Consider the following 17,122-nt stretch of genomic DNA (forward strand, 5'->3'; position numbering starts at 1 on the left):
GGCTTAGTTGGGCACGTTCAGAGATGTTCCGGAAAACACGATCTGGTCGGCCGCAACCGGGGCAGCGCTGATAGCGGGCAGGTTTGCGGCCGATATGGCCGGAGCAGCACCGGGTGTCCCTCCGCGCACGGTAGTGCGCACCACTTGGCTGGCAGGCAGCGCGGTACCGTTTTTCAGATGGGCATACATCGCATTCAAGGCCTGTACGAAGTAGGCATGCAAAGGCACGAAGCGGGTGTCAAAGCCCGAGAACGCATTGAAAGCGTCAAAGTGCTGTGCATTCGTCACCTCGATATAGCCCAGCTTGCTGCCCGCACCTTCTACCGAGCGGTTGTAGGCAGCGTATGCACGCGCGTTGTTGTTGACCGTCAGCAGTGCATCACTGCGACCGGCCACTACCAATGTGGGCTTGCTACGCAGATTGCCGTTGAGCAACACCTCGGCTACACCAGCACGCACGGCATCGCTCTGTGCTTTGGTCGGTGTTGAAGTGCTTGTCAACGCGGTGCCGGTCACGGGGTTGGAACCGGTAAACAGCGCGCGCTGGCACAGTGCAGCATCCAGTGAGAAGTCCATGACGCCGGTGGATGGAGAAATCCCCAGGTTCCAGGCCTTGGCACCACCGACCGAGTCGTTGTAGATCACCGTGGCGGGCGTGCCGTTGACGGTGCCATTGCCCGTGGCAAAGCTAGCCGCCTTGGCGTTGGCAGACATCGCAACCGGAACACCTGCTACAACTGCCGCTGCGCTCATGCCGCACAGGTTGTCAACGACCGAGATCCGTCCGTAGGCATTGGAGTACATCATGGAAATAATGACCGCATTGCCCAACGCGTAATGGGCGTTGTGCATGGTGTCGGTGTCGCTGGTCCAGCCAGCTGCGCGCAGCTTGGTCAAGGCATCAGCCGCCTGGTCGGCGGTGGTAGCGCCGGTGACCAGACCCTTTGCCGCCAACTGGGTGCAACGGTTGGTGGCTGTCGCGGTTTGGGCGGTCAGGCCAATGTAGTTGTAGACAGACACCTCGGTCAACGCGGCAGAAGTTGCCAGTGCGGCGCAGGGTTGGTAGAGGTTGGCGATCGTGAAATAGTCCATCAGCGATTTGCCATAGCCTGCAACAGGCACGCCGCCGACTTGCACCCCATAACCCGCGCTGGTGCTGGGCTGCGCGCTGGGTTCAGCCGCCACCACGCCATCGATGAGGCCCGTGGTGTCTTGCTCTGCCGCACGTAAAACGGCAGCACCACCGTTGGACACCGAGGCCGCAATAACGATGGTGTTCGCAGCCGTAAACCGCCGGGTCTTGGCGGTCCCGCCGGGTACCACTGGAGCGTATTGCTGGTTCAGCGCGTACAAGGCATAAGAGGCCGCGGCAAGGGTGTCATTGCCCCAGTCCTTCTCGGGATTCATCTGCGAATGGGCATGCTTGAGCGCTACGCGATTGGGGTTCAGCGCGTTGTAGGCCGTACGAACTGCGTCGGTGATGTTCGCGGCGAAATGGGACAGCGTGCCGGCAGCGGTGCGGGTCGCTCGTGTGCCGTCAATGCGGTTCACCGTGTCATCGCCCAGGTCATATAGACCCATGCCCTTGCCGGCATCGGTCAATGCCACGGCACAGCCGCGCTTGAGTCCCCAATCACCCGCGGTACCGATGGCGCCATATACACCACGCGAACCGCTTGAGGGGGCGACGATGATGCAAGGGGCGCTTGCATCAAAGCTGTCGGGGATTTGCACTGCCATGGTCACGCGCTTGTTTCCACTGCCATCGTCCAGCACGCCCACATACTCCAGGCCTGGCACCAGGCCTTCGCCCAGGGTGTTTTGGCCTGCCAGGTTGATGTTGGGGCCGTACAGCACGCCAAATCCACCGTTGGCGGTGCTGTCCACCAGCCCGCGGTAGTTGGACTGGATGGCATTGCGGCGCATTTCATCGGTTGTAGGATTGGCCGGGTCGGCAAATGCGGTCAGCGTGGCGGCCGCGGTGTTGATCAATCCACTCTTGCCCAGCCCGCCGGTCAACAAGTCCTGGCCTGCCGCTGTACTGGCTGCACCCGTCGCAGTTGCGCGGTAGGTCTTGAAGCCGAGATCGGTTACGCCACTGGGCAAGGTGTTGGTGTCCGGCTGGACAACGGACGAGCCACCGCAACCGGTGAGCAGTGTCGCGCTGGCCAGGGCAACCGCGGCAGCGGCTCGGGTCATGGTATGGGGATTTGAGTTGCGGTTCACGTTTTGTCTCCAGTTGGATGTGTTGTTTGCGAAGGGGTGGCGTGGTCAAAGTCGCGCGCTGCGGGTGCGCAATTTCCCAACCACGCCGGATGGGAAGTAATAAACGGAGAGGACAAATAGCATGCCCAGCCAAAGCAGCCAGCGGTCGGGGGACAGGAGTGCAGATAGCCATGGCAATGCGGCAGTGGCCTCATGCCCCAAGCGCAGCAGATCCTGCAAATAGCTTTGCGCCACCAGGAACAGCGCGGCACCAACGATGGCGCCATACATGGTGCCCATGCCGCCGATGACGACGATAAGCAACACGTCCATCATGATTTCGAAAGACAGCGAGGTATCGGGCCCGTTGTAACGCAGCCAGAGTGCCAACATGGCACCGGCCAAGCAGGCAAACAGCGCCGACAAAATGGCGGATGTGGTGCGGTACACCACCACGCGGTAGCCAATCGCCTCGGCGCGGAATTCGTTCTCACGTATGGCCTGCAACACGCGGCCAAAAGGTGAATTGACGATGCGCAGCAGGGCCAGAAACAGCACAACTGCTGTCACAAACAGCAGGTAGTAACACAGCAGGCGACCATCCAGGGACACACCCAGAAACGGCTGGTCACTGAATTCGTAGCTGGGTGACAGCACCTGCGGCACCTTGAACGACAGTCCGTCTTCACCGCCAGTGATTTCGTGCAGTTGCGAGGCCAGTGTCAAAAAGGCCGAGGCCACTGCCAGCGTGATCATCGCAAAGAAGATGGCGCGCACGCGCAGCGAGAACAGCCCCACCAACAGTGCCAGCACAAAGGACAGCAGCAAGCTGCCAGCCACACCCACAGCCAATGCCTCCCATGTTGGCCCCAGGCGCGTAGTGGCCACTGCAATGCCATAGGCGCCAATACCAAAGAACATGGTGTGGGCAAAGCTGACGATGCCGGTGTAGCCCAGCAGCAAGTCAAAGCTGGCCACCAGCACGATAAAGACCAGTACCTTGGCCGCTACATTGAGTGCCTTGACGCCGGGGAAGATAAAAGGCGTGAGCGCCAGTGCCAGTACCAGCAGGACCAGCAGGCCCGCCAGCCAGCGGCTGCGCGGCAAATCGTTGGAGAGAAGTCTATGCAACATAAAAATGGCCTCCTGCAGGGCCGCCCCAGGGGAGGCACGCCCCCTCGGGGGGCAGCGAATGCACGAAGTGATGAGCGTGGGGGTTCATATTTTTTAGCGGCTGGTGACCGGGTAGACACCCTGGGGGCGCCACAGCAAGATGGCGACCATCAGCGCGATGTTGGAAAACAGCGCCACCTTGGGTGCCAGGAAGCCGGTGTAGTTGGCCATCAGGCCCACTAGTAATGAACCGATTAAAGCGCCGCCGGTCGAGCCCAGGCCACCGATGATGATGACGATGAAGATCAGCACATTGACCTGTGCACCCATTTGCGGCGTCACGGTCTGCTGGTACAGGCCCCACATCACGCCGCCCAATCCGGCCAGGCCACTGCCCACAACAAACACGCCGATAAACAGGCGCTTGATGCGGTAGCCCAAAGACTCCACCATCTCGCGGTCTTGCACGCCGGCGCGTATCAGCAAACCTATTTTTGTACGGCCCAGCACCCAGGCCAGCGTGACAAACACGGCCAGCCCCACGACCACCGCCATCAACCGATATTTTTCAATGGCGGCATCGCCCAGGTAGAGTGAGCCACGCATGGCGTCTGGCAGCGGCAGCGCAATCTGCGCCGGGCCCCAGATGACCTTGATGAGTTCTTCACCAATGATCATGCCGCCCATGGTGATCAGGATCTGCTTCAGATGCTGGCCATAGACCGGCCGCACGATAAAACGCTCAAACGCCAAGCCCACGGTGCCCGCCACCGCCATGGCCACCAGCATGGCCGGGAACACCGCCACCAGGTTGCGCCACAGCTGGTCCGAGCCGGTCCAGTCGCCCATGGCGCCCATGACCGTAGTGGCCACAAAGGCACCGAGTGCGATAAAGACCCCGTGGCCAAAATTCAGCACGTCCATCAGGCCGAACACCAGCGTCAAGCCCGAGGCGATGATGAAGATGATCATGCCCATGGCCAGGCCCGCAACCGTTAGCGTGACCCAGGTTGAAGGCGAGCCGATAAAGGGCAATACCAGTAGTGCCAGCAGCGGCACCAGCGCCAGTGGCTTCCAGTCGAAATTCAACTTGTTCATATCGCTAGTCCCAGCAAAGCGTGTTGCAGGTCTTCGTTGTCGGCCAGCTCTTGCATGGAGCCCGCGTGCACAACCTTGCCGTTGTCCATCACCGCCACGTGGTCGCCCAGGCGTTTGGCGAAGCTGATGTTTTGTTCGACCAAGAGGATGGTGGTGCCGGTTTGTTTGAGCTGCGCGAACGCGTCGATCATGTTATTGATGATGGCGGGTGCCAGGCCTTTGCTGGGTTCGTCGACGATCAACAGTTTGCGCGGCTCCACGATGGCGCGGGCCACGGCCAGCATCTGCTTTTGGCCACCGGAGAGCTTGCCCGCCGGATGGTTCCAGAACTTCTCAACCGCAGGGAACAGCTTGAAGATCCACTCCAGGCGCTTGCTGTCCATTTGCTGCACGCGCTTGGCGCTGCGTGCAGCCAGCAGCATGTTTTCCTTAACAGTCAGGTCCGAAAAAATACCCATGTTTTCGGGCACGTAGGCAATGTCCAGCCCGGCAATGTGCGGTGTCTCGGCCGCGGTGATGTCTTGGCCATCGAACACGAGCTTGCCTTGCGACGCATGCCACAGGCCCATGATGGTGCGCAGCGTCGTGGTCTTGCCAGCGCCGTTGCGTCCCAGCAGCATGGTGAGCTGTCCGCGCGGCACGGCCAGGTCCACACCGTGCAGGATGTGGTACGCGCCGATGTGGGTGTGCACGGCGGTTAGTTCGAGAAGGTGTTGGCTCATGGTGCAGTCCTCCTTCCACCTTGAGGGGGAAGGCTGGGATGGGGGGGAGCGTCATCTTGCGCCGAAGCGTCCTTGGGGGCCACCCCGAGGTACGCTTCTTGAACCACGGGTGAGGCAATCACCTCGGCTGGGTCACCATCGGCGACCAGTGTGCCGTTGTGCAGCACGATGATGCGGTCGGCCAGTTCGCGCACCACGTCCATCTTGTGCTCCACCAGCAAAATGGTTTTACGTTTGTCGTCCTTGAGTTTGCGGATCAGGTCCAGGATGACCGGCGCCTCGTCAGCCGACATGCCCGCCGTGGGCTCGTCGAACATAAACACATCGGGCTCCAACGCCATCAACAACGCCACTTCCAGCTTGCGCTGGTCACCGTGCGGCAGGCTGGCCACGGGCGTGTTTTGCTTGTCGTTCATGGCCACCGCTGCCAGCACTTCTTCAGCCAGTTGTGTCAGCGCCTTGTGGTCACTCCACACGCTCCACAGATTCAGCCCGCGCAAATGGGCACCGGACCGTGCGGCCTGCACGGCCAGGCGCACGTTTTCCAGCACCGAGAGACTCGGAAATAAATTCGTCAGTTGAAAGGCCCGCCCCAGGCCCGCACGGGTGCGGGCCGAAGGGCTCATGTGGTCCAGGTTGTTGCCATTGAGCATGACCTGGCCACCCGCGGCCTTGATCTGGCCGGAGATGAGATTGAAGAACGTGGTCTTGCCGGCGCCGTTGGGGCCAACGATAGCCGTCAACGTGCCGGGTTTAAAGGTGCAACTTACGGCGTTGACCGCCACGTGCCCGCCAAATCGCACCGTCAAGTCTTTGGTAACTAACACTCTTTTTCTTCTCCGGTTCAGGTCAAAACCTCGGTATACGCAGGCTCAGGGGCAGCTGCCGATGACGTAGTAGTTTGACCCTGTCATCTTCAGGGTCGTGGTGGTATAGATGTTCCACAGTCCCATGTTCTGGTTGGAGCCATTCGCATACGTGTAGCCATACAGCGCATAGGCGCGCCCTGCCATCGTGTGGGTATAGTTCGATGCCGTGTAGCAAGTTGCAGCCGGTGGTGGCGTGCCCGTGGTGGTGCCGTTTGCCGCTGCGGATACTGTCCCTTCAGCACCATTGCTGTCGGCCGCTTTTACCGTCCAGCTATAAGTTGTTGCGGCGGCCAGGCCGGCGTCGGTAAAGCTCAAGGCCGTCACGGGCACTGCATTCGTCTTGTTGCCGTTGCGGTAGACGTTGTAGCTGGCTGCACCGGTAACGGCATTCCAGCTGATGGTCATCGCGCTGGCCGTGGCGTTCGAGGTTGCAACATTGGCTGGTGCTGGCAGTGCCGACGGAGGTGGCGTGGTGCCGCCAGCGGACACCTGGTCCACCATGGCCTTGATGGCTGCCATTTGCGGACCCGATTTCTTGGCGTAGTTGGCACTGTCATAACCCCACCAGTCCCAGCAGCTGTTGGTAGCGGCGGTGCTGGTCTGTGGGTACAGCATCACCATGTTGTTGGTGTCGGCCCAGCGGTTGTAGCCGGTGTTGCGCACGTACTGCTGCTGCACCAGGGTTACGTTTTGCTGGCAACCATGCAGCACCACGTGCAAACGGCACTGCGTGCCTGTAGTGCAAGCCTGCGGAATGTAAGCCCAGCCAGTGGGCGCCATGCCATGGTTGGTGATGAATTGGTTCTGGTTGAACTCGACAAAATTTCCGGCTGGCAGAGTGCCGTTGTTGCGCGCGTTCAGTGCGCCATAGATGTGCGAGAGGATCGCACCGGCCAGGTCAAAGTTGCAGTTGTTGATATAGGGTGAGCCTTTGGTGGAACAGGCGCTGCCGTAATCGTCGGTGATCATCGCGTGCTCAGCCGCGATGTCTTTCTTGTAGACCACGTTGGCAGCCGGTACAAAGCTGTTGTAGTAGGTCTTGAGCGCGTCCATGACGCCGGTCTTGACGGTGCTGTCTATGCTGCCCGAGAACAGATAAACCTTGGAATTTTGCAGATTCGCCACCGGGTCAATGCTGCCAGCGCTGGCCCAGCTATTGGTGGTGCTGACCAGGGTGCTGGTGGGAATGCCGGCCGGGCTGGCCATGCAGCGGCCTGTAGCGTTGGTGATGGAACCCTCGGCGCAGTAGAACGGTCCGCCAGCCACGATGCCCGCGCCCTTCGCAAACGTGGCCGAATGGCCCACGTGCAGTTGCACGGCCATGAAGCCGCCAGACGACAGCCCCGACACCGAGGTCTGGGTCTTGTCGATATTGAGTTGCGGCAGATTGACTGCAGCGATGGCTCCGGCGCTGGCCAGCGCTAGCGCGCAGGCCGCCACACGAACGGAAAAACGGTTCATTTGATTTGTCTCCTGGTTTTTTTGGGCGAAAGGAATCCCTGCCCCCCGTGTATCCGGGGGTTAAAACTAAACTCAGTGAGGCGCGGCCCTTGCCCCGCTAGAACCGCGTGCTGTGTCGCAAGACCATTGCTCGTCTTGCTGCGGCCCTATAGCGACTTAGCGCTTGTTCCGGATCGGGATGTTCATCTCTTCCGGTTTGATCTCGCGCACCAGCTCAGGCACACCCCAGGCAAACGCGGGGTCGGCCTTGATCTTGAAGTGGTACATGCTTTGCATGGCCTGGTGGTCTTCCTTGCGGAAGGTCATCTTGCCCTTGGGTGTGTCAAAACTCATGCCTTCCATGGTCTTGATCAGGGTGTTGGCCGATGTGTCGCCCTTGCTGGCGTTCAGCGCAGTGACGACGGCCATGGCTGCAGAAAAACCGCCGGCGGTAAAGAAGTCTGGCGGTGCCTTGAACTCCTTGTAATGGCGCGCGACCATGGCTTCGTTGACAGGGTTCTTCGGAATGCCAAAGTAGTAGTACAGCGCGCCTTCCATGCCGGGGAACTGTTTGTACGCCACCATGGCTGGCAAGATATTGCCGCCGGTAGCCAGTTCAATGCCGTAGCGTTTTTTCAGATCCAGATCGGCAATCTTGCTGAATGGTGCCGGTGCACCCGACCAGCCCACCGAGATGAATTTGTTGCCCGGCTGGTCCTTGAGCTTGTCCACAATGCGCTGCAGGCCGGCGGTGAAATCCGTCGTGCCGACGGGCAGGTATTCTTCGTGGACGATCTTGGCGTTTTTCAGCGCATCGCGGGTGGCTTTGACGCCATCACGGCCAAAGGCGTTGTCGTTGGCCAGCGTGGCAACCACGTTGCCCGGCTTGTCCAGCGCGACGGCATTGGCAGCGGCATCCTGGCTGGAATTGCGGCCAGTGCGGAAGATGTATTTGTTCCACTTGTCACCGGTGATGGAGTCGGCCACAGCGGGCTCAACCAAGAGGATCTTCTTGTATTCCTCAGCCACCGGCAACATGGCCAGCGCAACGGGGGATGCGGTAGGACCTACGGCCAGATCCACCTTGTCGTCACCGTAGGCGGCGGCCAGCAGGCTCTTGCCAATGTCGGGCTTGCCCTGGTCGTCTTTTTCAATGACGACGATTTTCTTGCCAGCCACCATCATCGTGCCGCCGGTAGCATAGTCCAGACCCATCATGAAACCAATGGCGGTCTGCTTGCCATAGGCTTCCAGCGCGCCGGTCTTGCTGTAAATGTGGGCAATCTTGATTTCTTTGGATTGCGCCATGGCGGTAGTGCACAGCATGGCAGCGGCGCACAGGCCGGTTGCAACGATTGTTGCCTTGAGAATCCAGCGACCTTGGTTCATCTGTCTTGTCTCCTGTTGTATTCGTTTAATCCAGATTGGTGCGCACAAAGCATGCCAACCGCTGTAGAGTCGATTTGATTAGGGTTTCTACGCACTAAATCGGGGAATTCACGTAAAATTGCCTAAATCCAATACAACCCCTGTGGCTAAGATTTGTACAACTGTATGAGTTTTAGTCATCTCCTAACCGAGCATACAGCGTGGCCCGGGCAACGCCAAGCATTTTTGCAGCCGCTACCTTGTTGCCCCGATTGGCTTGCATCGCCGCCCGGATCGCCCTTTGCTCCAACTCTGCTATCTGCACCGACAGGGGCCGCAACAACGCAGACGCCGTGTGCGCTTCCGTGTCTGTAGTCGGTGTCGTATCGGCAAGCAGACCCGATGGGGCGCGCACTGGCGTTACTTCCACCTGCTGCAGACCCGATTCGCGCAACACGGCCTCCAACTGCGGTACCTCGATACGCTGGGAGTCGCTGCGCATGGCCGCCTGCTCCAGCACATTGCGCAGTTCGCGGATATTGCCACGCCAAGGCTGGGCCTCCATCAGGGCCAGCGCTTGGGCCGACAGTTCTGGCGGAAGCATGCCACTGCGCAAGGCCACGTCCTCACCCAAGGCCTCCAACAACGCGGGGATATCCTCGCGGCGCTCGCGCAGGGGGGGTACGCGGATGGGCAGTACGTTGAGGCGGTAGAACAAGTCTTCGCGGAAGCCCCCTTCTCGCACCAGGCGCGACAAATCGCGCGACGTGGCCGCAATCACCCGCACATCAAACGGAATGAGCTTGTTGGAACCCAGCGGTTCGATCTCGCCCTCCTGCAAAGCGCGCAGCAGTTTGGATTGCAATGCCACCGGCATGTCGCCAATTTCATCCAGGAATAGCGTACCGCCGTGGGCCAGGCGGAACTTGCCGTCGCGCCCCTTGCGGTCGGCACCGGTAAAGGCGCCGGGGGCAAAGCCAAAGAACTCGGCTTCCAGCAAGGTATCGGGCACGGCCGCAATATTGACGCTGATAAATGGCCCGGCTGCTCGTGCCGATGCGGCGTGGATGGCATGGGCCAGCAGTTCCTTGCCAGTGCCTGTTTCACCCAGCAGAAGCACTGGGCTGGACGATTGCGCGGCCCGGCGCGCTTGGCGTTTGACCTCGACCGCAGCGGCACTGAGGCCTATGAAACTGGCGAAGGTGTATTTGGATTGGCGCTGCCCGGTTTGCCGCAGGCGCTGTGTCGCCAACTCGCGCCGGGCGTCGTCCAGGTCGCGCTGCAGCAGCGAGAACTTTTCGATCAGCGGTTGCAGTGTGGTCTCAGCATGGTCAAACAGCACAATGCCTAAAGCGCCGATCACGTTGCCCGCCGCATCGCGTAGCGGGATACGGCTGACGACAAAGGTGCCCGCCCGGTTGGACAGCAAGTCGATCAGAATGGGCTTGCCGGTCTCCAGCACCTGATGCATCTGCGTGTTGTGCACGACGGTGGAAACGGGGTGACCGACGAAATCTTCCTCGCGCTCGTAACCCAGAGCCGGCAGAAAGCGCTTGTACTGGTCGTTGATCCAGACCACGCGGGCCGAGCGGTCCACCAGCATCATGCCCTCGCTGGCGTTGGCGAACAGATCAAACATGGACCGCGCAGCCAACTCCAGAATGCTCTGGGCGTCGCGAGGCAGGGAGTCCAAATTTTCCATCAGCGCATATTACCCCTGGGATGTCCAAACCACGGCGGACAATTGCGCCCTGCCAGATTGCTATCAATTAAATAGCTGCTTACGCACGTCTGGCGAGGGCTAGAGGCTGACGAATACCTGAGAACTTCACCCAACAACGGTATCCGAACGTTTGGAGAACTGCTTCACCAAGCGAGGGACCAGCAGGACCAGCAGCACGATGACCAGCAGCGTCAGCGACATGGGCCGCTGCAAGAAAACCAGCGGGCTACCCTCTCCGATGGCAATAGCGTTGCGCAGCTGGGCCTCGGCCAACGGGCCCAAGATCATGCCGACGACAACGGGTGCCGTCGGGAAGCTGAAGCGCCGCATCACCAGCCCCAAGACTCCTACGCCGTACAGGAGGAACAGGTCGAAGGCACTTTGGCGCATACCGTAGGCACCCACCGTGGCAAAGATCAGGATGCCGGCATACAGCTGGGGCTTGGGGACCTTGAGCAGTTTGACCCAAAGGCCAACCAGCGGAAGGTTCAGCACCAGCAGCATTACATTGCCGATGTACAGCGATGCAATCAGAGCCCAAACAAGGGCAGACGAACTGCTGAACAACTGAGGGCCGGGCTGAATGCCATAGTTCTGAAAAGCTCCCAGCAAAACGGCCGTGGTGTTGGACACCGGAATGCCCAGCGTCAGCAGCGGAATCAGCGCGGCGGTTACCGTTGCGTTGTTGGCGGCTTCAGGGCCCGCCACGCCTTCGATCGCGCCCTTGCCACCAAATTCGGCCAGGTTCTCACCCTTGGCGAGCTTTTTCTCGGTGGCATAGCTCAGAAACGTCGGTATCTCCGTACCGCCGGCCGGTATACAGCCAAACGGCGTGCCAATGATCGTGCCACGTATCCAGGCTGGGATGGAACGCCGCCAATCCGAGCGCGTCATGCTGACGCGGCTCATCTTGTTTTCGGACTCCACGACCTTGCCCTCAAACAGCACGGCGTGCAGCGCTTCCGAGACCGCAAACAGGCCGACAGCCACCAGCACAATCTCCACGCCGTCGAGCAGCTCGGGCACATTGCCGGCATAGCGCGCCTGGCCAGTGATCTGGTCCATGCCTATCAAACCTGCGGCCAAGCCGATAAACAATGCCGTGAGACCGCGCAGCGTGCTTTGCCCGAGCACGGCACTGACGGTTGTAAAGGCCAGCAGCATCAGGCAAAAGTACTCGGGTGGCCCCAGCTTGACGGCAAACTCCGCTACGAGCGGCGCAAACAAGGTCACAACAATGGTGGCCACCGTGCCGGCGAAAAAGGATCCTATGGCCGCGGAGGCCAGCGCCGCGCCAGCCCGCCCGCTCTTGGCCATCTTGTTGCCTTCCATCGCGGTCACCATGCTGGCGGTTTCGCCGGGCGTGTTGAGCAGGATGGACGTGGTCGAGCCGCCGTACATGGCGCCGTAGTAAATGCCGGAAAAAAAGATCATCGACGCCGTGGCATCCACCTTGGCCGTAATCGGCAGCAGCATCGCAACGGCGGTGGCCGGGCCAATGCCCGGCAGCACACCGACCGCGGTGCCCAGCGCGCACCCGACGAAGGCCCACATCAGGTTGACCGGCGTTCCTGCTGTAGCAAAACCTTGTAGAAGTTGGTTCCAGATTTCCATCAGAGCCACCCGCTTTGTGTGAGGCCTGGCAGGCTGATGGCCAGGAATTTGGTGAACATCCAGTACACCGGCGCGGCAATCAGCAGGCCTACGACCGTGTCCGTGATCCAGGTTTGCACCACGTTGTCAGACGGGCCCTTGGCGTTGCGCAGCCCGCGTGACGCCAGCACAAAACACAGGGCGCAACTCAGGATAAAGCCCAACGTGGTGATCAGCGCCGCATTCAGAAGCAGGCCAGCGGACATCCATACAAAGCCAGGCCAATACGGTTTTTCACCACCGCCCTCTTCCATATCGCGAAAGCCTCCAGTGCGCGCTTCATAGACCAGGAAAGCACCGCACGCCATCAGCGCGGTAGCCACCAGCCACGGCAGGAAGTTGGGACCGACGCCGGAGTAGCCGGCGTCAGACGGGATATTCGTAGCCCCCACCGCCATTCCGATCCCCACGATACATACGCCACCGCCCACGATGGTTTGGTAACGCCGACTCAACGCTGCGCTGGTCATACCATACCCGCCAGATGCATGACGCCGCGCAAATTGGAAAACTCGGCATCGACAAAGTCGTCAAACGCTTTGCCCGTCAGCAGAGCCGGTGTCCACCCGTTTTTCTCCATAGACTCCGCCCAGGGTTTGGACTTGTAGGTCTTGACGACCATATCGGTCATGGCCGCACGCTGCTCGGGCGTCAGGCCGGGGCCTCCGTATAGACCGCGCCAGTTGCCCAACACCACGTCGTAGCCCATTTCTTTAAGCGTCGGTACGTTGATACCCGGCAAGCGCTTCTCTGACGTGACGCCAATGGGACGCATCTTGCCGGCGGTGATGTACTCGGCCATTTCGCTGTAGCCGCCGCCCCCAACCGTTACGTTGCCGCCCAAAATGGCGGCAGTGGCCTCACCGCCGCCGCGAAAGGCCACGTAGTTGACCTTCTTGGGGTCCACACCCACCTTGGTCGCCAGCATGGAAGCACAGATGTGCTCAGTGGTACCGCGTGAGCCACCGCCCCATTTCACGCTGCCAGGATCTTTCACCAACTGGTCCACCACTTCTTTCATTGTTTTGATCGGCGAATTGGCGGGTACGACGAATACGTTGTACTCACTGGTCAGACGTGCAATCGGCGTGGCCTTGTCCAGCGACACCTGGGGTTTGCCGGTGATGATGCCGCCCAGCATCACAGCGCCCATGACGATCAATGCGTTCGGATCGCCCTTGCTCGAGTTGACAAATTGGGCCAGACCGATGACACCGGCCGCACCGCCCTTGTTGTCGTACTGCACGGTGTCGGCCACCTTTGCATCGATCATGGCCTTGCCGAATGCCCTGCCGGTTCCGTCCCATCCGCCGCCGGGGTTGGCCGGGATCATCATCTTGATGCTGGCAGCGGCCTGCGCCGACAGCGGGAGGCCCGCAGACGCTGTCAGGGCAAGCAGTGATTTGAGGAAGGTATCGCGGCGCATGGGGATCTCCTTGTAGTGTTGAATTCCCCCCTATGATGCGCGGGCAGCCTGTCAAACCGCTGTCCAGAACCCCTAGGGGAAACCCCGATACCCGATGCCTTTTTCGCGCCATGCACCTGCTGTTGATTGAAGACGATGTGGCCCTGCGCACAGCGCTGCAGCGCAGCCTGGTCCGTGCGGCCATGCGGGTGGATGTGTGTGGCGACGGTAGGCTGGCGTTGGATGCCTGGACCACGCTGCAGCCCGACGTGGTGGTGCTAGACCTGAGCCTGCCCGGCAAAGATGGGCTGGACGTGTTGGAGCAGGCGCGCAAAGCCGGGCTGCACACGCCTGTGCTGATACTGACCGCGCGGGGCACCGTCGGTGATCGCATCCTGGGGCTCAATGCCGGTGCCGACGACTACCTGCCCAAACCCTTTGACCTGGACGAACTGGAAGCCCGCGTGCGCGCACTGCACCGGCGCCGGGTCAGGCCTGCAGCGCGCGACGAAGCCCCGGAACAAGGGGTGGTGGGAACCTTGCGTTTTGACCGGGACAGCGGCGCGGTTTACCACCAGCACCAGGTGCTGGACCTGACACCGCGTGAACTGGCGCTGATGGGCGCGTTGATGGCGCGCCCTGGCCATGCCGTGGCCAAGGAGCGTCTATTCGAAGTGGTGTTCCCGGGCGAGACGCAGGTTCAGTACGAAGCCATTGAAGTGGTCGTCTACCGGTTGCGCAAGAAGCTGGCAGGCACCGGTGTGACGCTGATGACGCTGCGGGGTCTGGGCTATCTGCTCAAGGCCAGTGCCTGAGATGAACCGCGTCCATGGCAACGCACGGCCGATGTCGCTGCGCCGCCACCTGCTGGCGGGCATCCTGCTGCCAATTGCGCTGTTTGTGGTGGTGGACACCTTCAGCCTCTACCGGCAGGCGCTGGGCGCCGTCAACATCGCTTACGACCGCACCCTGCTTGCGTCGGCCAAGGCCATTGGCGAGCTGCTAGAAGTGGACGGCGTGGGCGACCAGGCCACGATACGTGCCCAGATCCCATATTCAGCGCTGGAGGCTTTTGAGGCAGACAACCGCAGCCGCATGAACTACCGCGTGTCCGACGCCAAGGGGGAATGGATAGATGGCGCACGGGACCTGCCGCGGTGGACCGGCACGCTGCCCAGTCAGGGTCCGTATGCCGCATTGGTCGACTTCTACGACGACAGCTTCCGGGGCGATGCCGTGCGCGTGGCGGTATTGCTGCAGCCCGTGGCCAGCACCCGCGGCCAGGCGATGGCCACGGTGCAGGTTGCAGAAACACTGGAACTGCGGCATACGCTGGCCCGCAAGATTCTGCTGGACACACTGCTGCGCCAGTTGCTGCTGATCAGCGTCATCACCACCGTGGTACTGGTGGTGGTGCACAGGGTCACACGCCCCGTTCGCAGCCTCAGCGAAAACCTGCGCCAGAGGGCCGAGGACGACTTGACGCCCATAGAGGCATCCGACATCCCGCGCGAGATACAGCCCCTGACCGACGCCACCAACCAGGTGATGCAGCGACTGCAACATGTGCTGGACCACCAGAAGCGCTTTGTGCGTGACGCCGCTCACCAGTTGCGAACCCCCTTGGCCGTGCTCAAGGTGCAGGTCCAATCCGCGTTGCGCGGCGATATGACAGCCCCGCTGGCACTGCAGGAGATTCAAGTCACCGTAGATCGCGCCACTGCCTTGGCCAACCAGATGCTGTCGCTGGCCAAGGTCGAGCAAGTACGCCAGATGCAGGACTTTGCGCCCATCGACTGGGCAGAGGTCGTGCGTGCGGTAGCACTGGACGTGTCACCACTGATTGCCGAGAAAGATATCGACTTTGAACTGGTCACACAGCCCTGCCCCATCCACGCCCACGACTGGATGCTGCGCGAGCTGACCCGCAACCTGCTGCACAACGCCGTGCACCACACCCCTGCGGGCGGTCAATTGTCGGTGCGCATCCAGCCCGCAGGGGATAGCGCACAGCTGGTCGTGGCCGACACGGGCAGCGGCATCAGCGAGGACATGCGCCAACGCCTGTTCCAACCCTTCGCCACGGGCGATACAAAATCCGGCACCGGCCTGGGGTTAACCATTGCGCGCGAGATCGTGCAGGCGTTGGACGGTAGTATCCAGTTGAACAATCGCTTGCACGGCGGGGAGATTGTGGGCCTGGATGCCTGCATCACACTGCCGCTCAACAACAACCCGCATCAATAATCCATGGACAAAACCCGTATCGACAAATGGTTGTGGGCCGCGCGTTTTTACAAGACACGGTCCTTGGCAACCGAGGCCGTCAACCGCGGCCATGTGCAGATAGACAAGCAAGACATCAAGCCTGCGCGCGACGTGCGCGTGGGCGACGTGCTGACCATCTGGCAGGCCAAAGTACCGCGCACCGTGGTTGTTGTGGGTATCAGCGAGCAGCGCGGCTCGGCACCGGTGGCCCAGCTGCTGTATGCCGAGACACCCGATAGCGTGGAGCAAAGAGCGAAGGCTGCCGAGCAGCGGCGCCTGAGCCCGGAGCCAGCACTCGCCATGGTCCATGGTCGTCCGACCAAGCGTGATCGCAGAGATCTTGAAAAAACTTGGGGTGACCGCTGGAGCGCCTCGCTAGACCACTGAGAACGCCCGTGTATTGGCCGTCGCCCAGATACGGTCAGAAGAAAGATCCCGGTCTATGTATTGCCACGCACAGTAGGCGTGCGCCTGCTCGACTATCTTCGAAAGACCTCACTACCATTCTTTCAAAAGGGAACAACCATGCCAACACCAAGCCGTGCGCCCGCAGTAAAAAACAAAGCTTCCATCACGCGAAGCGCAAGCTCCCAATCAACGGCACCTGTCAAGGGTAAGGCGGCCGCCAAGAAAGCGCCGAAATTTAAAGATGCGATCGCTATCCTGCGCGCGGACCACGCTACCGTAAACGGCCTCTTCGCCGACTACGAAAAAACCCGCTCGGTGACCAAGAAAAAGACGCTGGTCACGCAAATCTGCAAAGAGCTGAGCGTGCACGCCCAGGTCGAAGAAGAGATCTTCTACCCCGCTTTAAAAGCTGCGCTGCGCGACAAGGAGCTGATACCCGAAGCGACCGTGGAGCATGCATCTATGAAAGACCTGATCGCACAAGTCGACGGCCAAGAACCCGATGGTGAAATGTTTGACGCCAAAATAAAAGTTCTGTCGGAATACGTAAAGCACCACGTCAAGGAAGAGCAGAACGAAATGTTCGTCAAGGCGCGCGGCACCAAGCTCGATCTGACAGAACTCGGCGCACAGATCCTCTCTCGCAAGGAAGAGCTGCAAATCCAGTTGGAAGGCGTAGCAAACGCCATCCCAGCCCCGATAAGCGGTAAAAAAGCGATAGGGATGCTTGAGCCGGCCCTCGCCTAAAAACTGTTCGCTTACCCGCGCTTGGCCACATGCTGGCCAGGCGCTTCCACCTTAACACCACTCAGCCACCACGGCTGCGGGCTCACTGCGCTCTCTTAAACGA

Annotated in this window: 15 protein-coding genes; 4 read left to right on the forward strand and 11 right to left on the reverse strand. The window is 60.6% G+C overall.

What is annotated here, in order from left to right; all coding sequences use genetic code 11:
* Positions 1-3: 3 nt before the first annotated feature.
* From AC097P_RS17580 to AC097P_RS17630, 11 genes are all read right to left on the reverse strand, one after another.
* Positions 4-2,199 (reverse strand): 3-hydroxybutyrate oligomer hydrolase family protein, encoded by a 2,196-nt coding sequence (locus tag AC097P_RS17580; protein ID WP_479611728.1) that lies wholly within the window; start codon positions 2,197-2,199, stop codon positions 4-6.
* A gap of 72 nt (positions 2,200-2,271) precedes the next feature.
* The gene (locus tag AC097P_RS17585; RefSeq protein ID WP_479611729.1) at positions 2,272-3,339 is read right to left on the reverse strand and encodes a branched-chain amino acid ABC transporter permease; all 1,068 of its coding nucleotides are present in this window, start codon (positions 3,337-3,339) and stop codon (positions 2,272-2,274) included.
* 93 nt (positions 3,340-3,432) lie between these two features.
* The gene (locus AC097P_RS17590) at positions 3,433-4,416 is read right to left on the reverse strand and encodes a branched-chain amino acid ABC transporter permease (protein WP_479611730.1); all 984 of its coding nucleotides are present in this window, start codon (positions 4,414-4,416) and stop codon (positions 3,433-3,435) included.
* Complete coding sequence (locus AC097P_RS17595) at positions 4,413-5,138, reverse strand: ABC transporter ATP-binding protein (RefSeq protein ID WP_479611731.1); 726 nt, start codon at positions 5,136-5,138, stop codon at positions 4,413-4,415. Before AC097P_RS17595 ends, AC097P_RS17590 begins: the two co-directional genes overlap by 4 nt.
* Complete coding sequence (locus AC097P_RS17600; protein WP_479611732.1) at positions 5,135-5,965, reverse strand: ABC transporter ATP-binding protein; 831 nt, start codon at positions 5,963-5,965, stop codon at positions 5,135-5,137. The genes AC097P_RS17595 and AC097P_RS17600 overlap by 4 nt, the downstream gene beginning before the upstream one ends.
* A 45-nt stretch (positions 5,966-6,010) precedes the next feature.
* Positions 6,011-7,468, reverse strand: coding sequence for an extracellular catalytic domain type 2 short-chain-length polyhydroxyalkanoate depolymerase (locus tag AC097P_RS17605; RefSeq protein WP_479611733.1), 1,458 nt, complete (start codon positions 7,466-7,468; stop codon positions 6,011-6,013).
* Between the two features lie 156 nt (positions 7,469-7,624).
* Complete coding sequence (locus tag AC097P_RS17610) at positions 7,625-8,773, reverse strand: substrate-binding domain-containing protein (protein WP_479612093.1); 1,149 nt, start codon at positions 8,771-8,773, stop codon at positions 7,625-7,627.
* Between the two features lie 235 nt (positions 8,774-9,008).
* Entirely contained in the window at positions 9,009-10,517 is a 1,509-nt protein-coding gene (locus AC097P_RS17615) for a sigma-54 interaction domain-containing protein (protein WP_479611734.1), read from the reverse strand.
* Positions 10,518-10,643: 126 nt separating this feature from the next.
* Positions 10,644-12,152: a tripartite tricarboxylate transporter permease gene (locus tag AC097P_RS17620; RefSeq protein ID WP_479611735.1), complete on the reverse strand. Its 1,509-nt coding sequence runs from the start codon at positions 12,150-12,152 to the stop codon at positions 10,644-10,646.
* Positions 12,152-12,661, reverse strand: a complete 510-nt coding sequence (locus tag AC097P_RS17625; RefSeq protein WP_479611736.1) for a tripartite tricarboxylate transporter TctB family protein — start codon at positions 12,659-12,661, stop codon at positions 12,152-12,154. The genes AC097P_RS17620 and AC097P_RS17625 overlap by 1 nt, the downstream gene beginning before the upstream one ends.
* Positions 12,658-13,617: a Bug family tripartite tricarboxylate transporter substrate binding protein gene (locus tag AC097P_RS17630; protein ID WP_479611737.1), complete on the reverse strand. Its 960-nt coding sequence runs from the start codon at positions 13,615-13,617 to the stop codon at positions 12,658-12,660. The genes AC097P_RS17625 and AC097P_RS17630 overlap by 4 nt, the downstream gene beginning before the upstream one ends.
* A gap of 110 nt (positions 13,618-13,727) precedes the next feature.
* On the opposite strand from AC097P_RS17630, the gene AC097P_RS17635 reads away from it, so the two are divergent.
* The 4 genes from AC097P_RS17635 to AC097P_RS17650 all read left to right on the forward strand — a co-directional run bounded on the left by AC097P_RS17635 (position 13,728) and on the right by AC097P_RS17650 (position 17,019).
* The gene (locus AC097P_RS17635) at positions 13,728-14,411 is read left to right on the forward strand and encodes a response regulator (RefSeq protein ID WP_479611738.1); all 684 of its coding nucleotides are present in this window, start codon (positions 13,728-13,730) and stop codon (positions 14,409-14,411) included.
* A 1-nt stretch (position 14,412) separates the two neighbouring features.
* Complete coding sequence (locus AC097P_RS17640) at positions 14,413-15,843, forward strand: sensor histidine kinase (protein WP_479611739.1); 1,431 nt, start codon at positions 14,413-14,415, stop codon at positions 15,841-15,843.
* Between the two features lie 3 nt (positions 15,844-15,846).
* Entirely contained in the window at positions 15,847-16,251 is a 405-nt protein-coding gene (locus tag AC097P_RS17645) for an RNA-binding S4 domain-containing protein (protein ID WP_479611740.1), read from the forward strand.
* A gap of 138 nt (positions 16,252-16,389) precedes the next feature.
* Positions 16,390-17,019: a hemerythrin domain-containing protein gene (locus tag AC097P_RS17650; protein WP_479611741.1), complete on the forward strand. Its 630-nt coding sequence runs from the start codon at positions 16,390-16,392 to the stop codon at positions 17,017-17,019.
* Positions 17,020-17,122 lie beyond the last annotated feature (103 nt).

It is taken from the genome of Rhodoferax sp. ZS1R8 (assembly GCF_056521325.1).